Genomic DNA, 25,092 nt, shown 5'->3' with positions numbered 1-25,092 from the left:
ATCTATTCAACAAATATAATATATCTTATTTACTGAAGTAAACCTTATTAGTTTTTCTACGTATCTCTATCTTAATCCACATATAGAAAGTTTTTCAAAAAAAAAAGAGATCTTCGCATACTGCGAAGATCTCTTCTACTATTTCTTATAAAGTTTCAGAAGTAGTTTTTGCTTGCATGTGAAGTGCTAAGTAGTCAGGGCCACCAGCTTTAGAGTCTGTACCAGACATGTTAAAGCCACCGAATGGTTGGTAACCTACGATTGCACCAGTACATCCACGGTTGAAGTATAAGTTACCCACATGGAATTCTTCACGTGCCTTTTCAATATGTTCACGGTTATTAGTAACAACAGCACCTGTTAAACCGTATTCTGTATTGTTTGCAATTGCAAGTGCATGATCAAAGTCTTTTGCTTTACAGAATGCTACTACTGGTCCGAAGATTTCTTCTTTCATTAAGCGAGCATCTTCTGCAACGTCAGCAACGATTGTTGGTTGGATGAACCAGCCTTTAGAATCGTCTCCTTCGCCACCTGCTAAGATTCTACCTTCTTCTTTACCAATTGCAACATAGCTCATTACTTTATCGAATGCAGCTTGGTCATTAACAGGACCCATATTTGTACCTAATACAGCTGGGTTAGCAACTGTTAATTCTTTCGTTAATTCAACAGCACGATTTAATACGTGATCGTATACATCTTCATGGATTACTGCACGAGAACATGCAGAACATTTTTGTCCTGAGAATCCGAATGCTGATGCAACGATAGATTTAGCTGCTAATTCAAGATCTGCTTCTTTATCAACAACGATTGTATCTTTACCGCCCATTTCAGCGATAACGCGTTTTAACCAAATTTGGCCTGGGTTTACTTTCGCTGCACGCTCATAAATACGGATACCTACATCACGAGATCCAGTGAAGCTCACGAAACGTGTACGAGGGTGATCTACTAAGTAGTCACCAACTTCAGAACCATTACCTGGAACGAAGTTTACTACGCCAGCTGGTAAGCCAGCTTCTTCTAATACTTCCATGAATTTCGCTGCTACTACAGGAGTTGTACTAGCTGGTTTTAGTAATACTGTGTTACCAGAAACTAAAGCAGCTGTTGTCATACCTGCCATAATCGCGAATGGGAAGTTCCAAGGAGAAATGATAACACCTACTCCTAATGGAATGTAAGAGAAACGATTATATTCAATTGGACGGCTTTCTACTGGAATTCCGTCTTTTAATTTTAACATTTGACGACCATAATATTCCATAAAGTCGATTGCTTCTGCTGTATCAGCATCTGCCTCATTCCATGGTTTACCCGCTTCTTTTACAAGAATAGCAGAGAATTCATGTTTTCTGCGACGAACGATTGCTGCAGCACGGAATAAAATGTCTGCACGCATTTCTGGCTTTGATTTTCTCCAAGTTTGGAATGTTTCATCCGCTACTTGCATTGCTTTTTCAGCTAACTCACGGCTTGCTTTTGAAACACGACCAACAAGTTCCTCTTTATTTGCAGGGTTTACAGAAACAATTTTGTCTTCTGTAGTGATTTTTTCTCCCCCAATAATTAATGGATAGTCTTGTCCAAGATAAGATTCTACTTTCTTTAAACCTTCTTCAAACGCTAATTTGTTAGCCTCCACTGAAAAATCTGTAAATGGCTCATGTTTGTATGCTACTACCATTCTTTTTAGCCTCCCCTTAGAAAAACGTTTACATTTTACAACATTATTCTACACGATAATTTAGATTTATTCAAATATTCCTAGACTTATATTTTAAAAATTAATTAATTTTTAAAATATAATAAAAAAATAGAGTTATACATACGTATAACTCTACAAAATATGAGTATATTCCAAAATGTTTTTTCCGATTAATAAGATAGTTACTAATAAAAATAAAGTCCTTACATATCCAACACCTTTTTGAACTGCAAACTTCGATCCAAAATAAGCGCCCAAAATCATCGATAATCCCATAATAATACCGTATTCAAAATGAATTACGTCTAAAAATAAAAAAGTAATTAAAGATACGATATTACTAACAAAGTTCAAAAGTTTTCCAGATGCTGCCGCTTGAATAAAATCCAAACCAATTAATAAAAATGCAAAAATTAAAAAGGATCCTGTCCCTGGGCCAAAAAAACCATCGTAGAACCCTATCATTAAGATAACAAAGAAAAATATTAATGTTTTTCTTTTCGTCATCTTCTTATAGGTAGATACACTGCCCCAATCCTTTTTCGCAATAATATAAATAGCAATAAACACCAACATCACAAGTACTAACGGACGTAAAATGTCCGGTGGAATAAATTTTACTACTAAAGCACCTGCGATTGCTCCTATAACAGTTAACGGGATTAACTTTCCTACAATTTTAAAATCGACCTTTCCCGATCGAATAAAATAAATTGCACTCGTAAACGTCCCCATCGTTGCAGCTAATTTATTCGTTGCAATTGCCGAAGCTGGTGGTAAACCAACAAACATAAGTGCCGGAAGCGAAATTAATCCCCCACCGCCAACAACTGAATCAATAAAAGCTGCTAAAAAGCCGAATGCAATTAATAAAATAATGACTTGAAAACTTAATTCGTCCATGTGCTTTACCCCTTACCCCCATTATTTATAACATTTTAAATTATAACAAAATTCCTCGAGAAAAAAAGCCGTTCCACAAAGGAACGGCCCTTCTATTTAATCTAAAATTTTCACAAACGGTTCATCTTGCTTCGCTTCACGTATAATAATCGCTTCTGGGCGTTCTACAGATTTAATCGTTACTTGTACTTTCATATAATTCGGGAAGTATTCCATAACAAGCCCGGCTACATATTGTGTAAAACCAATTATTTCCGCTTTCCCATTAAACTGGACAGGAATATCAAGCTTTATTTCTCTTAATTCATCGTCTCTATACATACCAGTACCGATAACAGCTGTATAGTCGCCTTGGAAATAATCGCTTAGTTTTGCTTTAAAGTTTGATACTCTCGCCAGGTCTTCACGTTTATTATCTGTTTTCGCTTGTTCAGATGGGAATAAATAATATTTCTCATTAATTTGTTTCCAATCCTCAACCGTTTCACTGCCTTTTTCAACATTCGCATAAGAAACAAAGTTACCTGGCACGAGTGAAGCCTTTGGAGCCTGACGATAAATCGCAAATGTTATCGGAACATTTTTTGTGTCAGGTTTTTTTTCATACATAAATTTCAAGACTTCTTGCGCCATTTTTTTCCCTTCAGCTAACATTTTTTCTTGCTCAATTTTAGCCTCACGCGGATAACCATGCTCTTCCTCGTAATAATGAACCGAATTCATTGCTAAACCAACTACAATGCCTTGGAGTTCATCTGTTTCGCCTTTTTTCACATAATAATCATGCTCTAAAATATTTGAAATATATATTGGATTTTTTTTATTTTTTGCCTCTAATGATTCAGGTCCTCCACCTAACGCCGGGTTTAACCCGATATTTGGAAATTTAACTGCATCTTTTTTTAATTTGTCCTCTAGTTCCTTTTGTTCAGCATCTGTACGCTTTCTTTTAACAAGCATCTGCAAATTTTGAGTATCTAGAGCACTTCCACCTTTAAAGAAATGATCTTTCGTACTAAAGGATTCTTTCGCAATACGCATTAATCCTGTTTCAAATTCATCTATATCAAGACGATTACTTACTCCTTGTACAACTAAACCACGTGCAGCTCCTGCTTCAAACGGAATAGTCGCCTTATAATATTCATCCGAAATAGAGTATTTCGGAACGATTGCTTGTTCTTTTGCTTTCCCCGATTTCTCAACCACTTTTTCATCTTTATCGGCACCTGCACTACACCCACTTACGAGTAGGCCAAGGCTTAATACCGCTAATGCTATTTTTTTCATGGTAAGTTTGCACCTCTTACTTATTTAGCTCTTGTAAGAACCTCTCTTCATTCCAAACCTCAACATTATGCTTCTCCGCTTGTGCTAATTTCGAACCTGCCGCTTCACCTGCAACAACTAAATCCGTACTTTTACTAACACTTCCTGTTACTTTTCCACCTAATGCCTCAATCTTCTTCTTCGCTTCACTACGTCCCATCACTTCTAATTTCCCTGTTAAAACGACAGTTTTTCCTGCGAAGTAAGACTCAACATTTTGTAAATCAGCAATTTTTATACCTTTGTATGCCATATTCACGCCATACTCTTTAAATTGTTGTAATAACTCTAATACGTCTTCATTATCAAAATACGTCACGACAGATTGAGCCATTTTTTCCCCAATCTCATTAATTGCTTTTAGTTCTTCTTCCGTTGCTTTCACAAGCGCATCCATCGTTTCAAAATGCTCTGCAAATGTACGTGCTGCTTTCGCTCCGACATGGCGAATACCAAGACCGAATAATAATCGCTCTAATGAGTTTTCTTTAGAATTCTCAATTGCTTGTACTAAATTTGTCGCTGATTTTTCACCGAATCGTTCTAACTGCAATAATTGCTCTTTCGTCAACGAATATAAATCAGCAAATGTACGAATATAATCAGCATCAAAGAGTTGTGTAATGACACGCTCTCCAAGTCCATCAATATTCATTGCATTTCTTGAAACGAAATGGATTAACCCTTCTCGAATTTGAGCTGGACAAGTTGGATTTATACAACGAAGTGCTACCTCTTCTTCTAAACGAACTAGTTCACTCTCACATGCTGGGCAATGCGTTGGCATATGATATTCTTCTTCCTCACCAGTACGCTTATCGAAAATAACATTCACAACTTCAGGAATAATATCTCCTGCCTTCTTTACAACTACGTAGTCACCAATTCGAATGTCTTTTTCACGAATTAAATCTTCGTTATGTAAAGAAGCACGACGAACGATAGTACCAGCTACTCGTACTGGCTCTAACTCTGCAGTCGGTGTTACAACCCCTGTGCGGCCAACACTTAATTCAATGCCTGTTAATCTTGTTACAACTTCTTCAGCCGGGAATTTATAAGCAATTGCCCATCTTGGACTCTTTGCTGTAGTTCCTAGACTTTCTTGGAGAGCAACATCATCTACTTTTATAACGATTCCATCAATCTCATAATCAAGATGCGGACGTTTTTCTTGCCATTCTTCTACATAAGCGATAACTTCTTCGATTGTTTCACATGTACGACGATTTGGATTTGTTTTGAATCCAAGTTCACCTAAGAAATCAAGCGATTCACTATGTGATGGAATTGTTTTTTCTTCTACATTCGCAAGACCGTACACAAACATAGATAAGTTACGCTTCGCTGCAATTTTGGGATCCAGTTGGCGTATTGAACCTGCTGCCGCATTACGCGGATTCGCAAATACATCTTCACCATTTTGTTCTTTCTCTTCATTTAACTTAACGAATGAACGCTTCGGCATATAAGCTTCGCCTCGTGCTTCTAACGTTACTTCTTCATTTAAACGGAGCGGGATCGCTTTAATCGTTTTTAAATTTTGGGTAATATCTTCACCTGTTACACCATCACCACGCGTTGCCCCCTGAATGAAGCGTCCTTTTTCATAATGAAGTGAAACAGCAAGCCCGTCAATTTTTAATTCACATATATATCTTACATTCGCATCATCAATTCCTTGACGTACTCGTCGGTCGAAATCACGTAAATCTCCTTCGTTAAATGCATTTCCTAAACTTAACATGGGTGATTTATGTGTTACTTTTTCAAATATATCAAGAACAGTTCCCCCAACGCGAATGGAGGGAGAGTCTTCACTCATAAACTCTGGATTCTCTGCTTCTAATTTTATAAGCTCCTGCATATTACGGTCATACTCCGCATCAGAAACAGAAGGATTGTCTAATACGTGATACTGATAGTTAAATGTATTTAACAAATCACGCAGTTCTTCTATACGTTGTTTTGCTATCTCTTTTGACATATCCTCATTCCTTTCCTATTGTTTCGTCACAGGTGCAAATTTTGCTAACAAACGTTTAACACCAATTGGGCTTGGGAACGCAATATCTAATTCTTTTGCATCACCTTCACCTTTTACACTGACAACTGTACCGACTCCCCATTTTTGGTGGGAAGCTTTATCGCCTACTGCCCAGCCGATTTGCTCGCCGCCTGTCGTCTTAGCTGCAGGACGCGCGAAAGCTGAACGAGAGCGTGTTGTGGTTGTAGTTGTCATTTTACTTGTACTTGTTGTTCTGCCTTTTGCACCAAACGAAGTTTCACGCTTTGGCGCTGTTTCATTTAACGACTCTACTAGATCTGCCGGGATTTCTGTAATAAATCGAGAGGCAGCGTTCATACTTGTTCTACCAAATAAAGTACGCATTTGCGCATTGGATAAATATAACTCTTCTTCTGCACGAGTAATACCTACATAAGCAAGGCGACGCTCTTCTTGCATTTCATCTTCTTCCATTAGAGAACGAGTATGCGGGAATATTCCTTCCTCTAACCCAACAATAAAGACCACTGGGAATTCTAATCCTTTCGCTGAGTGCATCGTCATTAAAATAACTTCCTCACCAGCAGTTGGATCTTCATCTACACGATCAATATCAGCAACAAGCGCTAAGTCTGTTAAGAAGGCAACAAGGCTCTTATCTTCGCTTTGAGATTCAAATGTTTGCGTAACAGATAAAAACTCATCTAAGTTCTCTAAACGACCTTCTGCTTCTAAAGTACGCTCATTTTTCAACATAGCGCGATAGCCTGTTTTTTCAATAACTTCTTCTACCAATTCTGTAACAGATAAATACTCTTGCATATTTACCCAGTTGTGTAATAAACCTGCGAATTCTTTTACTGCCTTTGTAACCTTGGCACTTACTCCAACATGCTCAATCTCATCGAATACAGCAGTTAATGAAATTCCATTTTGTACACCGTAATTAATAATTTTATCGATAGAAGTCGCACCAATTCCGCGCTTTGGCATGTTTATAATACGTGCGAAACTAATCTCATCATCTGGATTCCCAATTAAACGTAAATACGCCAAAATATCTTTAATCTCTTTACGATCGTAGAACTTCGTACCGCCGACAATTTTGTAAGGAATATTAGATTTTAGGAAAATCTCCTCGACCATACGAGACTGTGCATTTGTACGATATAACACTGCAAAATCAGTATATTTTCGTTTCCCCATTTGAATATCATCACGAATTTTTTTCGCAACAAAGTATGCTTCGTCTTTTTCCGTTGCAGCACGATAATACGAGATTTTGCTTCCAACTTGATTGTCTGTCCATAATTTTTTCGGTTTACGATTCGTATTTCTTTCGATTACAGCATTCGCTGCATTTAAAATATTTTGTGATGAACGATAGTTTTGTTCTAACAAAATAACTTGCGCATTCTCATAGTCTTTTTCGAATGACAAAATGTTAGAAATGTCAGCCCCGCGCCAGCGGTAAATGGATTGATCTGAGTCACCTACAACACATAAATTTTTAAAACGTGCTGCTAAATGTTTTACAAGAAGGTACTGCGCTTTGTTCGTATCTTGATACTCATCCACGTGAATGTATTGGAACTTGCGCTGATAAAACTCTAGTACTTCTGGAACACGTTCAAATAGCTGAATCGTTGTCATAATTAAATCATCAAAGTCTAATGAGTTATTTTTCAGAAGACGTTTTTGATATTCTGTATATACATCACTCGTTAATTTTTCATATGGATCAGCGATTGTAATTTTTTTCGCATATTTATCTGCAGATAACAATTCATTTTTCGCATTACTAATACCAGCTAAAATAGAGCGCGGCTCAAATTTCTTCGGATCAATATTGCGCTCTTTCATAATTTTTTTGACTACAGTTAACTGATCGCCTGAATCTAAGATTGTAAAGTTACGATTAATACCAATACGATCGATATCACGTCGCAAAATACGTACACACATAGAGTGGAACGTAGAAATCCAAATATCTTCTGCTTCTGGTCCGACAAGTGTATCAATACGCTCGCGCATTTCACGAGCTGCTTTATTTGTAAAGGTAATAGCTAGTACATTCCATGGCGCTACACCTTTTTCACCAAGTAAATACGCAATACGATGTGTTAACACACGTGTTTTACCACTACCTGCACCTGCCATTAATAGAAGTGGCCCGTTCGTTGTTTGTACTGCTTTTTGCTGCTGCGGATTTAAACCATTTAATAACCTATCTGTCTTACTCATATACGCCTGCACCTACTCTCCTTTTACTGCTTTAACTGTTTTTAACGCGGATTTTATATCATCATAAATAATATTTCCAACAACTACTGTATCAGCGTATTGCGCCATTTCCTTCGCTTGTTCTGCATTAGAAATACCGCCGCCATAATACAACTTCGCTTGTTTTAATTCTGCTTTTACATTTTTAACAAGTTCACTGTCTCCATACGTACCGCTATATTCTAAATAAAATATCGGTAAACGTAATAGCTTGTCTGCTAAACGCGCGTATGCAATCACATCATCTTCTGTTACATCACATTTCGCATCTGTAAGCTGGGCTACTTTCGCTTCAGGGTTTAAAACACAATACCCCTCCATGAAAATTTCATCCCAGTCCATAATATCCCCAAATTCTTTCAAAGCCTCATGATGAATGCCTGTTACCCATTCTACTTTTCGGCTATTTAAAACGCTTGGGATATAATAAAAATCAAATCCTGGTGTAATTGCTTCCACATCAGAAACCTCTAACACACAAGGAACTGCATATCTACGAATACTAACTAGCATGTGTAGTACATTATCAATTGTCACTCCATCACTTCCGCCTACAATAACAGCATCGGTTCCAGACTCACAAATCATTTCTAAATGTTCATCACTTAACTCCTTATTTGGATCAAGCTTAAATACATGTTTCCACCCGGAAATATCGTACATGAAAACACCCTTTCTTTTCTCTATTTATATATATTTCTGTTCAAAATAACAGTTTATTTTCATTAGGATTTTTTAACTTCATCTTAAATATTTGTTTAAAACGGAGAATTAAGTTTGGAATTCCCTCTTCCACATTTTTTCAAACTAGAGGATTTAATTTTGAACTTCCTTTTATGCATTCTTTCATTATAACAAAAAAAGCGACTTACACACACGCACAATCCAACATCTTTTTCAACGTCAAAAGTTGGATTACATATCCCTAAAATCACACGGGATACTAATAAAAGAAATAGTATTATCTATTTCAACTTTCATAAAAAGGAGTGTTTTTCTAATGAAGCAAAACATCGGTACAATAAATGCCCTAATTCGAATTACACTCGGACTTATCCTCTTCGGCTGTAGTAGCGCTAAACTTGTACGCAAGCCGTGGTGCACTTGGTCTAACGTCTTGTTATGGATTGGCGCAATGAAAATTGCAGAGGGAATTGTTCGTTTCTGTCCTGTTGTTGAAATGTGGAAATTCGGAAAATACATGAATATGGGGGCATTTAAAATGCCTAGCATGAATTTTACTGAAAAGGGACATGCTAAAGAAGAAGTGAATCAAACTTCCAATCACGACAAACCACGGTCAAATGGAAGTTTTGACGCTTCTGACAAAGAGATTGAGTCAGCGATTGAAGATATAATCCTGGCAAAACCGCTTTGAATCATTTGTCACGATGCAAGATGCTCTCAAAGGGACTTAGCTGCTGCAGTGGGCGGTTAAGTCTTCTTTATTTTACCACAAAACAGAACGTACATTCTTATTTTAAACCTTAAAATATACATAAGAGATGCCCAATCAATAAAATTCAGAAAATTAGGTGTAAACCCCTTGCTAAAAATGATATAAAAGTGATATCATTTTTATATCAGGAGGCGATCATATGAAAGAAAAACAAGTATTTTATGTTAATGGTTTTCTTGGGATTATTGGAATTTTGATTTTAGCCGCTATCGGTGTATTTTTCCTCGTGCAAGAAATTTTCATAGGAGCAGCATTAACTATTATTTTAGCCGCAGTTCTTGCTACAGGTATTGGTATTGTTCAACCAAACCAAGCGAAAGTCATTACGTTTTTCGGTAATTACTTAGGAACAATTCGTCAAAATGGTTTATTTTTAACGATTCCGTTCGCATTCCGTCAAACTGTATCATTACGTGTTGAAAACTTTAATAGTAAGAAATTAAAAGTAAATGATGTCGAGGGAAATCCGATTGAAATTGCAGCCGTTATCGTATATAAAGTTGTTGATTCTGCAAAAGCAATGTTCGGTGTTGAACATTACGATCGATTTGTAGAAATTCAAAGTGAAACAGCAATCCGCCACGTTGCAACAAAATATCCTTATGATAATTTCCAAGATGAAACTTGCATCACGTTACGCGGAAATACGGAAGAAATCTCTGAAGAATTAAAACGTGAGTTAGAAGCACGCCTTGAAATCGCTGGCGTAGAAGTATTAGAAACTCGTTTAACACATTTAGCTTACGCAACAGAAATTGCCCATGCAATGCTCCAACGTCAACAAGCAAAAGCAGTATTAGCTGCTAGAAAAGAGATTGTTGAAGGTGCTGTGAAGATGGCAAAAGATTCAATCCATATGCTAGATGAAGAAGGCGTACTGGAATTAGATGACGAGCGTAAAGCAAATATGGTAAACAACTTATTAGTTGCCATCGTTTCAGATAAAGGTGCGCAACCGGTTATTAATACAGGAAGCCTATACTAAAAGGTTGTAAATCATTATGGCTAAAAAGAAAAGCTTTCCATTACGTATTGATCCTGAATTACACGCAGTCATCGAAAAATGGGCGAATGATGAGTTTCGTAGCGTCAATGCACACATCGAGTATTTACTTCGAGAAATGGCAAAGCAAAAAGGTAAATTGAAAAAAGATAAAGATGCATAAAAAATCCCGCTGATTTCTCAGCGGGATTTTTTATTACTAGCTTCTCGTCATCTCATGCCCAATTGCACGATATCCTATATCACTTCGGTAAAATAGACCATCACTCTCAATTTTGCCGATTTCTTTATATACCTTATCTTTCGCTTCTTGTAAACTATTTGCCTTACAAGCGACAAATAGTACACGGCCACCGTTTGTTACAAAATCACCATGTTTCATTGCTGTACCTGAATGAAACACAATTACATCTTGCAATGCATCTAATCCTTTAATAATGTCACCTTTTTTATATGCTTCTGGATATCCTTTCGAAGCAAGTACAACACCAATTACGGCTTCCTCTGACCATTGTAATGTTAACTCACTTTCATCTAATACAGCGTTACATACATCAACTAAATCATTCTCTAAGCGAGGTAATACTACTTCTGTTTCAGGATCTCCAAAGCGGGCATTAAATTCAATTACCTTTGGGCCATCATTTGTTAAAATGAGTCCCGCATATAAAATTCCTGTAAACGAACGGTTTTCTGCAATCATCGCTTTAGCAGTTGGATGTAATACCGTTTTTATCGCCTCTTGAACTGCTGATTCTGGAATTTGTGGTACTGGAGAATACGCACCCATCCCGCCTGTATTTGGACCTTTATCACCATCGAAAGCTCGTTTATGATCTTGCGCAATTACCATCGGATGCACATTTGTTCCATTTACAAATGCCATTAATGAAAATTCTTGTCCATCTAAAAACTCTTCAATAACGACCTTCTTACTTGCTTCGCCAAACTTTACATCTTGTAGCATCTCTTTCACAGCTTGTAATGCCTCTTCAAGCGTCATTGCTACCGTTACACCTTTACCAGCAGCTAATCCATCCGCCTTAATAACAATCGGTGCACCAACTTTTTGAATGTACTGTACTGCTTCTTCATAATCTGTAAAAGTTTCATATGCCGCAGTTGGAATATCATACTTTTTCATCAATTCTTTCGTAAAAGCCTTACTACCTTCAATAACAGCAGCCGCTTTATTTGGGCCAAACACACGAAGCCCCTCTTCCTTAAAGCGATCAACAATTCCATTCATAAGCGGAATTTCTGGTCCAACGAAAGTTAATTCAACCTTATTCTCTTTGGCAAATAGAACTAATGCATCAAAATCATTTTCATCAATATCTACTGGTGTTGCAACATCGCGCATACCTTCATTACCCGGTGCTACATATACCTTTTTCACTTTTGCAGATTGTGCAAACTTCCAAGCTAAAGCATGCTCACGCCCACCGCGGCCGATTACTAAAACATTCATATTTCATCCCCCAATACTTAAATAAGTACAAACTAGAAGCTATGCTCCTAGTTTGTTTTCATATCAATACAAGTTTAAAAAGGAGACTCAAGAGCACCAAGCAGGTCGAGGCGCATTTGACAGGAAGACACGGAGTGTAGTTTTCCTACATGAGTACCGCACTGGCAATGCAACGACGACATGCGAAGGTTTTCTTGACCGGACTTTTTAAACATCCATATTAATAAAGGTTGAAAAAGGAGGATCAAGAGAACCGAGCAGGTCTAGGCGCATTTGACAGGAGGACACGGAGTGTAGCTTTCCTACATGAGTACCGCACTGGCAATGCAACGAAGACTTGCGAAGGTTATCTTGACCGGACTTTTTAAACATCCTCTATTAGTGTTTGAAATGACGTACGCCAGTGAACACCATAGCAATCCCATACGCATCCGCCATCTTAATAGAATCTTCGTCACGGATTGATCCGCCTGGTTGAATGATTGCTGTAATCCCTGCTTTTGCTGCTTCCTCTACTGTATCTGGCATTGGGAAGAAAGCATCAGATGCAAGTGCGCTACCTTGTGCTTTTTCGCCAGCTTGTGTAATTGCGATTTTTGCAGAACCTACACGGTTCATCTGTCCCGCGCCTACACCAACTGTCATGTTATCATTCGCTAAAACAATTGCATTTGATTTCACATGTTTTACAACTTTCCAAGCTAGTTTTAAATCTTTCCACTCTTGCTCTGACGGTTCACGCTTTGTCGGAATTGAAATTGTACTTTCATCTAATGATAACGTATCTTCCTCTTGAACGAGAAGACCACCTTGTACAGAAGTTAACTTTTTACTTGCACTTGTCGCTTTTTCAATATCTACAGTTAGTAAGCGTAAGTTTTTCTTGCTTTGCAATACGTCTAAAGCTTCTTGTGAGAACGAAGGAGCGATAACGATTTCTAAGAAAACTTCATGTAACTTTTCAGCTGTAGCTTTGTCAATTTCACGATTTGCTGCGATAATACCACCAAAAATGGATACTGGATCTGCTTCATAAGCGCGTGTATACGCTTCATGAATATCAGTTCCTACTCCAACACCACATGGATTCATATGTTTTACCGCTACTACTGCTGGTTCTGTAAATTCTTTCACGATACTAAGCGCTGCATCTGCATCGTTAATATTGTTATAAGATAATTCTTTACCGTGTAATTGTTCTGCGTATGCAACAGAAGAAGTTACAGCGAATGGTGCTTTATAGAATGTTGCTTTTTGATGTGGATTTTCTCCATAACGTAAATCTTGTTTTTTCTCAAATGTCACTGTTAATGTTTCTGGGCTTTCTTCACCCATTTGCTCCGTTAAGTAGTTAGAGATTAACGCATCATATGCCGCTGTATGACGGAATACTTTCGCTGCTAATTTACGTTTCGTTTCTTCTTTTACTTCACCGTTCTCTTTCAGTTCCGCTAATACAACATCATAATCTACTGGATCTACAATTACCGATACAAATTTATGATTTTTCGCAGCAGAGCGAATCATTGTTGGACCACCGATATCAATATTTTCAATTGCATCAGCAAATGTTACATCAGGCTTAGCGATTGTTTCTTTGAATGGGTATAAGTTAACAACAACAAAATCAATTGGTTGCATACCTAACTCATTCATTTGCGCTACATGCGTTTCATTATCGCGAACTGCTAATAGACCACCATGAATGTTTGGATGTAATGTTTTTACGCGGCCATCCATAATTTCTGGGAACCCAGTTACTTCAGAAATACCAATTACTTGTAAGCCGTTTTCTTCTAGTAATTTTTTCGTACCACCTGTTGATATAACTTCGATCCCTTGTTCTAGTAAACCTTTAACAAATTCTACTACTCCTGTTTTATCTGAAACACTCACTAATGCACGCTTTTTCATTTATCCTTCACCCCTGGTTGTATGTTAGTTAACAGTTGGTTCTTTCACAGATTGAACAATTTGATTCACTGTATTTACGTATAATTTATGTTCAACTTGTTGAATTTTCTTTTGTAAGCTTTCTCTCGTATCCCCTTCAGAAACAACTACTGCTTCTTGCGCAATAATTGGCCCTGTATCCATACCTGCATCTACATAATGAATCGTTACTCCAGTTACTTTCACACCTGCTTCTAACGCTTGACCAACAGCATCTTTCCCTGGAAAACTCGGTAATAGTGATGGATGAATATTGATAATCTTTCCGCCGTAAGCTTCTAGTAAAGTTGGTCCAATTAAACGCATATATCCAGCTAAAATAACATAATCAATTTCATACTCTTCTAGCTTCTTTAATATTTCTTTTTCAAATGCTTCTTTTGACTCATATACTTTCGCTGAAAAAGCGAAACATGGAATATGATGATAATGTGCCCGTCCAACAGCGCGTGCTTCTGGTTTATCACATACTAATAAACTAATATCAGCGTCTAATCTTTTTTCTTCTACTGCATTGATAAGAGATTGAAAATTAGAGCCGCTCCCAGAAGCAAAAACTGCTAATCTACTCATAGTGCCGCTCCCCCATTAAAGGTAACGCCGTTCCCTTGTACAGTACGTCCAATAATACGAGCTGTTTCTCCTTGCTCTTCAAGAAGACGAACAATATCTTTTGCCTCTTCTTCCTTCACCGCTACTACCATACCAATACCCATGTTAAAAATATTGAACATTTCTTTCTCTTCTAGTTTTCCAACTTCTTGAAGTAAACTGAAGATCGGTTGGATTTTCCAAGATCCTAACTCAATTTCTGCACCGATTCCTTCTGGTAACATACGTGGAATATTTTCAATGAACCCGCCACCTGTAATATGCGCCATACCGTATACTTCATATTTCTTCAATAGTTCTAAAATAGGTTTGACATAAATTTTCGTTGGTTTTAATAATTCTTCACCAAGAGGTAGTTCTAAGCGTCCGTAAATGCGATCTAAAGATAGTTCTCCATCTTCTAGTAATACTTTTCGTACTAAAGAATAACCATTACTATGAATACCGCTAGATGCTAAGCCAATTAATACGTGACCCGCTTCAATTTTTTCACCTGTTACAATTTTCTTTTTATCAACAATCCCAACTGTAAAACCAGCTAAATCATACTCTTCCGTAGAATACATTCCTGGCATTTCAGCTGTTTCTCCACCAATTAATGCACAACCAGCTTGGCGACAGCCCTCTGATATACCTTTGACGATGTTTTCAATTTTACTAGGTTCAGCTTTACCGCAAGCAATATAATCAAGGAAGAAAAGCGGCTCTGCTCCTTGGACAACAATATCATTTACACACATTGCTACTGCATCAATACCAATTGTGTCATGTTTATCTGCCATAAAAGCGAGCATCAATTTCGTTCCCACGCCATCTGTTCCAGATACTAATACAGGTTCTTCTAATGCAAATTTTGATAGATCAAACATACCTCCAAAACCGCCTAAACCGCCTAGTACTTCTTTTCTCATTGTTGTTTGTACGTGTTTTTTCATGCGAGATACCGCTTCATATCCAGCTTCAATATCTACTCCTGCTTGCTTATATGCATTCGCCATCGTTATCTACACCTCGTCTTTTAATTTCTCCCTATCCAGGGCCGGCCGTTTTAAGAAAGAAGCTAGCTTCTACATCAAAAGAAGTAGAAGCTTTTTCTTCTTATTTCATACTTTCTAAAAGCTCTTGCTCATAATCATAAAGAGCTGTTGGATAGTCTCCATTGAAGTACGCCATACATAGACCGCCGTATTTCCCTTCATATGGACGTCCAATTGCATCTACTAATCCATCTTCACTTAAAAATGTTAATGAGTCTGCACCGATCATTTCACGAATTTCTTCTACTGTATGATTTGCTGCAATTAATTCTTTTCTCGTTTGAATATCAATGCCATAGAAGCATGGATATTTCAGAGGTGGTGACGCAATTCTTACGTGAACTTCTGTCGCTCCAGCCTCACGAAGCATGCGAACAATTCGTTTACTCGTTGTTCCTCTTACGATAGAATCGTCAATCATAACAACTCGTTTTCCCTCAACTACACCTCTTACTGCTGAAAGCTTCATCTTAACCCCTTGCTCTCGCAGTTCTTGAGAAGGTTGAATAAACGTACGTCCAACGTAACGATTTTTAATTAATCCTAACTCATATGGAATGCCTGTTGCCTCAGCATAACCAATTGCTGCCGAAATACTAGAGTCTGGCACGCCAGTAACAACATCAGCTTCAATAGGAGCTTCTGCCGCCAAACGTTTTCCCATGTTTTTACGTGCTGCATGGACGTTAATACCTGCAATATTAGAATCCGGACGTGCGAAGTAAATGTACTCCATACTACAAATTGCATGATCTACTTCATTTGTAAAACGATCTACGTGAATTCCTTCATCATTGATGATAAGTAATTCACCTGGTTCTACATCACGAATGTATGTTGCACCTACTACATCGAAAGCACATGTTTCTGATGCTACAACGTAAGCATCTCCCATCTTTCCAATTGAAAGAGGACGGAATCCATTCGGGTCTAGTGCAACGATCATTTCATTTCCAGTTAGTAAAAGATATGCAAACGCACCTTTCACTTTATTTAGAGCCTCTTTTACACTCTCAATTAACGAATCTTTCGTACTACGTTTAATAAGATGTAAAAGTACTTCTGTATCTGAACTTGTTTGAAAAATACTTCCCTCTGCTTCTAATTCGCGGCGAAGCATTTTTGCATTAATTAAATTTCCGTTATGAGCTAATGCCATACTATGATCAGAAAAACGGAATAATAATGGTTGAACGTTAGCAACTTCACTTCCGCCAGCTGTCGCATATCGTACATGTCCAATTGCTGATTTTCCGTTTAAGCCTTCTAGCTCACCTCTTGAAAATACTTCCGATATTAAACCTAACCCCTTGTGACCGACAATTTTCTCACCATTATTTACGACGATGCCTGCGCCTTCTTGTCCACGGTGCTGTAAACTATGCAATCCGTAGTATGAAACTTGTGCTGCATTTTCATGCCCCCAAATTCCGAAAACGCCACATTCTTCATTTAACCCCTTTATTTCAGCAAGCATGGGATTGCCCCTTTCCAAGCCTTTCTCATTTCATCTACATTTGCTGTAAGTAATACTTCATTTTCTTCATTATGAATTGTTACTTCATTTGTATTTGTCACTTCTCCAATTTGAATTGCTTCTACCGCTTTCTCGAACGCTTCTTTATTTTCACGTTTTACAGTTATAACGAAGCGAGATTGTGATTCAGCGAATAATGCTGCTGTTGCTTCTCCATCTAATTTCACAGTAGCACCTAAACCTTTTGCACCAATTGCACTTTCAGTAATTGCAACTGCTAAACCACCTTCTGCAACATCATGAGCAGATTGAACAAGGCCAGCTTGAATCGCTGCTAATACTTGTTTTTGATGCTTTAATTCTACATCTAGATCGATGCTTGGTGATTGACCGAAAATTTTGCCGTGAATCATTTTCTGTAATTCACTTCCACCAAACTCAGCTTTCGTCTCTCCAATTACATAAACTAAATCGCCAGCTTGCTTAAACTCTTGTGTTGTTACATGTTTTAAATCGTGTACAAGTCCAACCATCCCAACTGTCGGTGTTGGATATACAGCTTCACCACTACGTTCGTTATACATTGATACGTTTCCGCCGATAACTGGCGTTTGTAATGTGCGACAAGCTTCACTCATACCATCTACTGATTTCTCAATTTGCCAGAAGATTTCTGGTTTTTCTGGATTACCGAAGTTTAAGCAATCTGTAATTGCAAGTGGCTCTCCCCCAGAACATACGATATTACGTGCTGCCTCTGCTACTGCAATTTTACCGCCCACTTCTGGATCTAAATAAATGTAGCGGGAGTTACAATCTGTCGTCATTGCTAATCCTTTTTCTGTACCGCGTACACGTACAACTGCTGCATCTGAACCTGGTGTAACAACTGTGCTTGTGCGAACTTGATAATCATATTGATCATAAACCCACTCTTTACTTGCAATCGTCGGTTGTTGTAATAGAGCGAATAACGTTTCTTTATAATTTTCTACTTTTGGTGTTTCCATTTTCATTGCCTGGAATTCAGCAAAGTATGCTGCTTCTTTTGATGGTTTATGATAAATTGGTGCTTCTTCTGCAAGGGCATCTGCTGGTACTTCAGCTACCTTTTCACCTTTATGGAATAAGCGAAGCATTTTATCTTCCGTTACTTTCCCCATCGTAACGGCTGCAAGACCATACTTCTCGAATAAATCTACTATTTCTTGCTCTCTACCTTTTTTCACAACAATTAACATACGCTCTTGTGATTCAGATAGCATCATTTCATATGGTGTCATTCCTGTTTCACGCTGTGGTACATCATCTAAGTACATTTCAATACCCATTCCCGCTTTACTTGCCATTTCCGCAGAAGATGATGTTAAACCAGCTGCACCCATATCTTGAATTCCAACAAGTGCATCTGACTGAATAAGTTCTAAGCAAGCTTCAATAAGAAGTTTCTCCATAAATGGATCTCCTACTTGAACTGCTGGACGCTTCGCTTCTGAGCTTTCAGATAACTCTTCAGATGCGAATGTTGCACCGTGAATACCGTCACGACCAGTTGATGCTCCTACGTACATTACTGTATTTCCAGCACCGTGCGCTTGCCCTTTTTTAATGTCTTCGTGGTTAATTAAGCCTACGCACATTGCATTTACAAGTGGATTTCCTTCATAACACGGATCAAACTGTACTTCGCCACCAACAGTCGGAATGCCAATACAGTTACCGTATCCAGCAATCCCTGCTACTACTTCTTCGAATAAATATTTCACACGTGGTGACTGTAATTCACCGAAGCGAAGTGAGTTTAATAGAGCTACTGGGCGTGCTCCCATAGAGAATACGTCACGGATAATACCACCAACGCCTGTTGCTGCTCCTTGATATGGTTCAATTGCAGATGGGTGGTTGTGACTTTCCATTTTAAATACAACCGCTTGATTATCACCGATATCTACAATTCCAGCACCTTCCCCAGGTCCTTGCAAGACGCGTTCACCTGTTGTTGGGAATTTTCGAAGTACTGGTTTTGAATTTTTATAACTGCAATGTTCAGACCACATAACAGAGAATAATCCTGTTTCTGTATAATTTGGCAGACGGCCTAGAATCTTTTCAACCATGGCAAACTCTTCGTCTGTTAGCCCCATTTCCGCATATATGCGCTCTTCTTTAATTTGTGTTGGATTTGGTTCAAGCATTAACGACATATGTTTCCCTCCACTGTTTTAAGATAGATTGAAAGACTTTTAACCCTTCAGCACCGCCAAGTAATTCATCTACAGCACGCTCTGGGTGTGGCATCATACCAAGTACATTTCCTTTTTCGTTTACAATACCAGCAATATCTGAAACGCTTCCATTCGGATTTTCTACGTAACGGAATGCGATTTGATTATTCTCTTCTAATCGTTTTAGCGTTTCTTCATCACAATAGTAATTACCCTCACCATGCGCGATTGGAATATTGATTACTTCATCTTTTTCATATTGTGATGTAAACATCGTTTCATTATTTTCAACACGCAACTGAACAGTGCGACACATAAATTTTAAATTTTCGTTTCTCATTAACGCTCCTGGTAGTAATCCTGATTCAACAAGAATCTGGAATCCATTACATACACCTAAAATCGGCTTTCCTTGCTCAGCAGCTTTTTGCACTGCTTTCATTGCATTCGCGAAGCGAGAAATAGCACCACAGCGTAAGTAGTCACCGTAAGAGAATCCACCTGGTAGTAGAATTGCATCATATTCATCTAAATTCTCTGTATCGTGCCAAACGTAATCTACTTCTTCGCCGAGCTCATCTTTAATTGCATGGAACATATCGACATCACAGTTCGAACCTGGAAATACTATTACGGCAAATTTCACTGTGCGACAACCTCCTCAACTTCATAACGGAAGTCTTCCATTACAACGTTTGCTAATAGTTTTTCACACATTTCCTTAACCTTTGCGTCAAGGTCAGATACTGATTTATCAATTGTTAGTTCCATGTACTTTCCGATTCGAACATCTTGTACTTCTGTAAATGAAAGACTATGAAGTGCTCCTTTTACCGCTGTTCCTTGTGGATCTAATACGCTTTCTCTTAATGTTACATATACCTTAACTTTATACATGTGAAATTCCCCCTAAACGTTTTAAAATCTCTTCATAAGCATCTGTTAAATTTCCAAGATCGCGACGGAATACGTCTTTATCAAACTTTTCATTGCTCGTTTCATCCCATAAACGGCAAGTATCTGGTGAAATTTCATCCGCTAAAATAATTTCTCCTTCTTCCGTTACACCAAACTCTAATTTGAAATCTATTAGTCTTACACGACAGCTTGCGAAATGATCAATCAACACTTGATTGATTTGTAGAGCCATTTCTCTTAATACGCTTACTTGCTCTGGCGATGCAACGTTTAATACACGAATATGATCTTCCGTTACAAGCGGATCTCCTAAATCATCATCTTTGAAGTAAAATTCTACGATTGGTTCTGCAAGTACAGTTCCCTCTTCCATTCCTAATCGTTTTGAAAGACTTCCTGCAATTACATTTCTTGTGACAACTTCTAAAGGAATAATACTCACTTTTTTAACAAGTTGCTCTATATCAGATAACTTCTCAATAAAATGTGTTTTAATTCCTACTTCTTGTAACTTTCTGAACAATAAAGTTGTAATCTCATTGTTCAAACGACCTTTTCCTGTAATTGTCTCTTTTTTCTCCCCATTGAAAGCAGTCGCACTATCTTTGTACTCTACCCAAACCATATCTGCTGATTCTGTACGATAAATTCTTTTTGCCTTACCTTCATACAGCAATTCTAGCTTTTGCATTTCGCAAGCCCCCTGTAGTTTGAAAAATGTGAATAATATTTTTATAAAGAATGGCACAGAATGACTCTATTCTGTGCCATATGAAATTTTACGCCTCGTTTAATCCTAAGCGTTCAAAGATTGTATCAACGTGTTGCATATGATGCTCATAGTTGAAGCATTCATTAATTTCTTCTTGTGTTAACTTGCTCGTAATACGCTCATCAGCTTCTACAAGTTCTTTAAATTGTACTTGTGTTTCCCAAGCTTCCATCGCTTTAGGCTGTACGATATCGTAAGCTTCTTCACGTACCATACCTTTATCGATTAATGTAAGCATTACGCGCTGAGAATAAATTAAGCCGTATGTTCTTGTCATATTGCGTTTCATATTCTCTGGGTATACAGTTAAGTTTTTAACGATATTACCAAAGCGATTTAACATGTAATTTAACGCGATTGTAGCATCTGGTAAAATTACGCGTTCTGCCGACGAGTGAGAAATATCACGCTCATGCCATAATGGCACATTCTCATAAGCTGTCATCATATAACCGCGGATAACACGAGCTAAACCAGTCATATTTTCTGATCCAATTGGATTACGTTTATGTGGCATTGCAGAAGACCCTTTTTGGCCTTTTGCGAAAGCTTCTTCAACTTCACGTGTTTCACTCTTTTGTAAACCACGAATCTCAACTGCCATCTTTTCGATAGATGTTGCGATTAGTGCAAGTGTTGACATGTAATGAGCATGGCGATCACGTTGCAATGTTTGTGTTGAAATTGGTGCTGCTTCTAATCCTAAGTTTTCACAAACATACTTTTCTACGAATGGATCGATATTTGCGTATGTACCAACCGCACCAGATAATTTACCAACGCGCACTGTATCAGCAGCTTGCTTGAAACGCTCTACGTTACGTTTCATTTCTTCATACCAAAGACCAAGTTTTAAACCAAATGTTGTTGGTTCTGCATGAACACCATGTGTTCTTCCCATCATGATCGTGTATTTATGCTCTTTCGCTTTGTTAGCTAAAATGCTTACAAAGTTTTCTAAGTCTTTTAATATGATTTCATTCGCTTGTTTTAAGATGTAAGATAACGCTGTATCGACTACGTCTGTAGATGTTAAACCGTAATGAACCCATTTACGTTCCTCACCTAATGCTGGTGTTTCTGATACAGCACGAGTGAATGCAACTACGTCATGACGTGTCTCTTTTTCAATTTCATAAATACGATCAATATCAAATGATGCATGCTCACGAATTTTTTTAACATCTTCTTTTGGAATATCGCCAAGCTCAGCCCATGCTTCGCAAGCTAAAATCTCAACTTCTAACCACGCTTTAAATTTGTTCTCTTCCGTCCAAATTGCACCCATTTCTGGGCGTGTATAACGACTAATCATCTTTTTCCCTCCAACAGTTGTTCTTGATGGTCCCAAATATGCAAACTCTTCGCTTTTTCTAGAGCGACTTCAATATTATCATTTAAAATATTAACATGCCCCATTTTTCGCTGCGCTTTTGCTTCTTCTTTTCCATACAAGTGTAAATAGCACCCGGTTAATCTATTCACTTGTCTTAGGACCCCTTCTATATGTTCGCCTAAAATGTTTACCATGACAACTGGTTTTAACAAATTTGTTTCTCCAAGAGGTAAATTGCAGATTGCTCGAATATGTTGACCAAATTGACTCGTTTCACATGCATCCTGTGTATAGTGACCTGAATTGTGAGGTCTTGGTGCTAATTCATTAATATAAATCTCACCATCAGCTGTAACAAACATCTCTACCGCTAGTGTTCCCACAAGTTCTAGTTCATCCGCGAGCACTTTTGCATAAGCAATTGCTTTTTGAGAAAGTTCTTCTGTAATGCGAGCTGGAACGATAGACTCATGCAAAATGTTATTTACATGAATATTTTCCGCTACTGGAAATACTTTCGTTTCACCACTTACATTACGAATTACAATAACTGATACTTCTCTTTCAAAAGGCACCCATTTCTCTAAAATACACTCTGCTGCATTCGCAAGCTCTCGCGCTTTATCAACGTCAGCTTCACTTCTTAAAACAACTTGCCCTTTCCCGTCATATCCACCTGTCGTTGTTTTTAAGACGGAAGGATATGATAACTCGGCGATTGCTTCAGTAAGCTGCTCTTCAGTTTGAACCAATCTATACGTTGCTACTGGTAATCCCGCTTTTTCAATTGCATTCTTTTCTGTAAAACGATTTTGCGTTTTACTTAACAATTGACTGCCTTGCGGTAAGTAAGCATGTTTTTCCAACCATTGTAAACATCTATAATCAATATTCTCAAATTCATATGTGACAACATCACTGATCTCTGCTAAATGCTGAATTGCTTTTAAATCGTCATATGGTGCAACAATTTCAATATCAGCAACTTGTGCACATGGTGAATTTTTTGTAGGATCTAAAACAGCAATTTTATATCCCATCTCCTTAGCTGCCAATGCCATCATTCTTCCTAGCTGGCCACCACCAATAATGCCGATTGTTTTTCCTGGTAAAATGATTCTCGTCATACTAGCTCACTACCTTCGCGCACATCTTTTTCAATTGCTTCTCTTCTCAATTCTAATGCATCATGTATATCATCATGGAATGATCCAAGTATTTGTGCAGCAAGTAAACCAGCATTTGTTGAACCAGCCTTACCAATCGCAACAGTTGCAACTGGAACCCCTCCTGGCATTTGGACGATGGATAGTAATGAATCTAAGCCGTTTAACGCTTTTGATTGAACTGGAACTCCGATTACAGGAAGATTCGTCTTCGCTGCAACCATTCCCGGTAAATGCGCTGCTCCACCAGCTCCAGCAATAATAACTTTCAATCCACGTTCACGAGCCGTCTCTGCATATTCAAACATATAATCCGGAGTCCGATGAGCGGATACAACTTTTTTCTCATACGGTATATTTAATTCATCTAAAATGTCACAAGCATATTTCATTGTTTCCCAGTCTGACGTGCTTCCCATTATGACTCCAACTAGTGATTTCATATTAGAATCCCCCCGATTCAAATAAAAAAAGCCTGAAATAGAACAGTTTCTCTTTTACTATGAGAGAAAGTGCTCTACTCAGGCATACGTATCCCTTGTGAATAGAAAAATACCGAGTGACTTTCCCTCATAGTCTAACGAATAACGGTCGTTAGGTAGAGACTTGCAGGCCATATCCCCGCGATTATATGAGGTCTTATATATTATTCTTTCTATGGCTATATTAACAATATTTCATAAACAATGTCAACAAATAATCGAATGTTTTTTTATTACTCACCAATAACGTTCGTGTTTTAGTTATATTCAAAAGGATAATTGTAACTATATGCAAGAAGGATAAGAAATTAGAATATATATTTCTAGAGATCTATCCTATACATAACGGTTTGTATGCTCACTCCGAATGCTTTATATTCATTTTATTTATAAGGAGGACAATAATGAAAAAAGAACTACACTCTTTTCATATTTATTCCTTTGTATCGCAGTCATTGCTGTAATGATTAAATACTTATTTTATATCCTCTCACTTCTTTTACTCTCATCATTTAAAATATATACTTGTGGTAGAAATAAAGTTTCCTATCATAGGGATTATTTTAGGAGCAATCGGAAAACCTGGAAAACAAAAAATCATTGCTATTACTTTAAATAGCCTCATTTTCATTCTTTTGCCTTTGTAAGATGACTAAAGGTACATAGAATTATACACAAAAAAACCTAAGTCGAATCGACTTAGGTTTTTGCCTGGCAACGTCCTACTCTCACAGGGACAAGGTCCCAACTACCATCGGCGCTAGAGAGCTTAACTTCCGTGTTCGGTATGGGAACGGGTGTGACCTCTCTGCCATCATTACCAGACTATTGAAGGTATATTCCTTCAAAACTAGATAACATTTGCTTCATATTATATGGTTAAGTCCTCGATCTATTAGTATTCGTCAGCTCCACATGTCACCATGCTTCCACCTCGAACCTAT

Annotated in this window: 21 protein-coding genes, 1 rRNA gene, 1 pseudogene and 1 riboswitch; of the genes and pseudogenes, 4 read left to right on the top strand and 19 right to left on the bottom strand. The window is 37.8% G+C overall.

The genetic code is table 11. From position 1 onward, the window contains the following. Positions 1-145: 145 nt before the first annotated feature. The 6 genes from pruA to pcrB form a co-directional block, all read right to left on the bottom strand. On the bottom strand, positions 146-1,693 hold the full coding sequence (gene pruA / locus FS742_RS23460; protein ID WP_144615419.1) for an L-glutamate gamma-semialdehyde dehydrogenase: 1,548 nt from the start codon (positions 1,691-1,693) through the stop codon (positions 146-148). Between the two features lie 153 nt (positions 1,694-1,846). After that, the gene (locus tag FS742_RS23455; RefSeq protein WP_144615418.1) at positions 1,847-2,617 is read right to left on the bottom strand and encodes a TSUP family transporter; all 771 of its coding nucleotides are present in this window, start codon (positions 2,615-2,617) and stop codon (positions 1,847-1,849) included. A 96-nt stretch (positions 2,618-2,713) separates the two neighbouring features. Next, positions 2,714-3,907, bottom strand: coding sequence for a CamS family sex pheromone protein (locus FS742_RS23450; RefSeq protein WP_144615416.1), 1,194 nt, complete (start codon positions 3,905-3,907; stop codon positions 2,714-2,716). A gap of 16 nt (positions 3,908-3,923) precedes the next feature. Beyond that, entirely contained in the window at positions 3,924-5,933 is a 2,010-nt protein-coding gene (gene ligA, locus FS742_RS23445) for an NAD-dependent DNA ligase LigA (RefSeq protein ID WP_000031462.1), read from the bottom strand. A gap of 15 nt (positions 5,934-5,948) precedes the next feature. Continuing rightward, on the bottom strand, positions 5,949-8,198 hold the full coding sequence (gene pcrA, locus FS742_RS23440; protein WP_144615414.1) for a DNA helicase PcrA: 2,250 nt from the start codon (positions 8,196-8,198) through the stop codon (positions 5,949-5,951). 12 nt (positions 8,199-8,210) lie between these two features. Next, positions 8,211-8,900, bottom strand: coding sequence for a heptaprenylglyceryl phosphate synthase (gene pcrB / locus FS742_RS23435; RefSeq protein ID WP_144615412.1), 690 nt, complete (start codon positions 8,898-8,900; stop codon positions 8,211-8,213). Positions 8,901-9,237: 337 nt separating this feature from the next. Between pcrB and FS742_RS23430 the strand changes: the two genes are divergently transcribed. From FS742_RS23430 to FS742_RS23420, 3 genes are all read left to right on the top strand, one after another. Continuing rightward, positions 9,238-9,615: a YgaP family membrane protein gene (locus FS742_RS23430; protein ID WP_000812333.1), complete on the top strand. Its 378-nt coding sequence runs from the start codon at positions 9,238-9,240 to the stop codon at positions 9,613-9,615. Between the two features lie 220 nt (positions 9,616-9,835). Continuing rightward, the gene (locus FS742_RS23425) at positions 9,836-10,681 is read left to right on the top strand and encodes an SPFH domain-containing protein (RefSeq protein WP_000660687.1); all 846 of its coding nucleotides are present in this window, start codon (positions 9,836-9,838) and stop codon (positions 10,679-10,681) included. Between the two features lie 16 nt (positions 10,682-10,697). Beyond that, entirely contained in the window at positions 10,698-10,862 is a 165-nt protein-coding gene (locus tag FS742_RS23420; protein ID WP_001085171.1) for a type II toxin-antitoxin system antitoxin, read from the top strand. Between the two features lie 36 nt (positions 10,863-10,898). On the opposite strand, the gene purD is transcribed toward FS742_RS23420, so the two are convergent. From purD to purE, 12 genes are all read right to left on the bottom strand, one after another. Next, positions 10,899-12,170, bottom strand: coding sequence for a phosphoribosylamine--glycine ligase (gene purD / locus FS742_RS23415; protein WP_144615410.1), 1,272 nt, complete (start codon positions 12,168-12,170; stop codon positions 10,899-10,901). Positions 12,171-12,548: 378 nt separating this feature from the next. Further along, complete coding sequence (gene purH, locus FS742_RS23410) at positions 12,549-14,084, bottom strand: bifunctional phosphoribosylaminoimidazolecarboxamide formyltransferase/IMP cyclohydrolase (protein ID WP_144615408.1); 1,536 nt, start codon at positions 14,082-14,084, stop codon at positions 12,549-12,551. A gap of 24 nt (positions 14,085-14,108) precedes the next feature. Beyond that, positions 14,109-14,696, bottom strand: coding sequence for a phosphoribosylglycinamide formyltransferase (purN, locus tag FS742_RS23405; protein WP_144615406.1), 588 nt, complete (start codon positions 14,694-14,696; stop codon positions 14,109-14,111). Further along, positions 14,693-15,733, bottom strand: a complete 1,041-nt coding sequence (gene purM / locus FS742_RS23400) for a phosphoribosylformylglycinamidine cyclo-ligase (RefSeq protein ID WP_144615404.1) — start codon at positions 15,731-15,733, stop codon at positions 14,693-14,695. Before purM ends, purN begins: the two co-directional genes overlap by 4 nt. A gap of 100 nt (positions 15,734-15,833) precedes the next feature. After that, positions 15,834-17,249, bottom strand: a complete 1,416-nt coding sequence (gene purF / locus FS742_RS23395) for an amidophosphoribosyltransferase (protein ID WP_000879029.1) — start codon at positions 17,247-17,249, stop codon at positions 15,834-15,836. Beyond that, on the bottom strand, positions 17,234-19,453 hold the full coding sequence (purL, locus tag FS742_RS23390) for a phosphoribosylformylglycinamidine synthase II (RefSeq protein WP_144615402.1): 2,220 nt from the start codon (positions 19,451-19,453) through the stop codon (positions 17,234-17,236). Before purL ends, purF begins: the two co-directional genes overlap by 16 nt. Beyond that, complete coding sequence (purQ, locus tag FS742_RS23385; protein ID WP_048375606.1) at positions 19,437-20,120, bottom strand: phosphoribosylformylglycinamidine synthase subunit PurQ; 684 nt, start codon at positions 20,118-20,120, stop codon at positions 19,437-19,439. The genes purL and purQ overlap by 17 nt, the downstream gene beginning before the upstream one ends. Beyond that, positions 20,117-20,371, bottom strand: a complete 255-nt coding sequence (gene purS, locus FS742_RS23380; RefSeq protein WP_000278820.1) for a phosphoribosylformylglycinamidine synthase subunit PurS — start codon at positions 20,369-20,371, stop codon at positions 20,117-20,119. Before purS ends, purQ begins: the two co-directional genes overlap by 4 nt. Then, a complete protein-coding gene (purC, locus tag FS742_RS23375) occupies positions 20,364-21,083 on the bottom strand; it encodes a phosphoribosylaminoimidazolesuccinocarboxamide synthase (protein ID WP_144615400.1) in 720 nt (239 codons plus the stop codon). Before purC ends, purS begins: the two co-directional genes overlap by 8 nt. Positions 21,084-21,171: 88 nt before the next feature. After that, complete coding sequence (gene purB, locus FS742_RS23370; RefSeq protein ID WP_000625682.1) at positions 21,172-22,479, bottom strand: adenylosuccinate lyase; 1,308 nt, start codon at positions 22,477-22,479, stop codon at positions 21,172-21,174. Further along, a complete protein-coding gene (gene purK, locus FS742_RS23365) occupies positions 22,476-23,627 on the bottom strand; it encodes a 5-(carboxyamino)imidazole ribonucleotide synthase (protein ID WP_144615398.1) in 1,152 nt (383 codons plus the stop codon). Before purK ends, purB begins: the two co-directional genes overlap by 4 nt. Beyond that, positions 23,624-24,109, bottom strand: coding sequence for a 5-(carboxyamino)imidazole ribonucleotide mutase (gene purE / locus FS742_RS23360; protein WP_000839367.1), 486 nt, complete (start codon positions 24,107-24,109; stop codon positions 23,624-23,626). The genes purK and purE overlap by 4 nt, the downstream gene beginning before the upstream one ends. A 110-nt stretch (positions 24,110-24,219) precedes the next feature. Beyond that, positions 24,220-24,321: riboswitch (purine riboswitch) on the bottom strand. Between the two features lie 194 nt (positions 24,322-24,515). Between purE and FS742_RS28100 the strand changes: the two are divergent. Beyond that, positions 24,516-24,795: pseudogene (locus FS742_RS28100) on the top strand (hypothetical protein). A gap of 62 nt (positions 24,796-24,857) precedes the next feature. On the opposite strand, the gene rrf reads toward FS742_RS28100, so the two are convergent. Continuing rightward, a 5S ribosomal RNA gene (gene rrf, locus FS742_RS23355) occupies positions 24,858-24,973 on the bottom strand. Positions 24,974-25,092: the final 119 nt, after the last annotated feature.

The sequence above is a fragment of the Bacillus cereus genome (assembly GCF_007678085.1).
Classification (GTDB): Bacteria; Bacillota; Bacilli; order Bacillales; family Bacillaceae_G; genus Bacillus_A; species Bacillus_A cereus_BE.
Note: the sequence above shows the minus strand (reverse complement) of the source record. Positions and strands in the feature narration are given on the sequence as shown.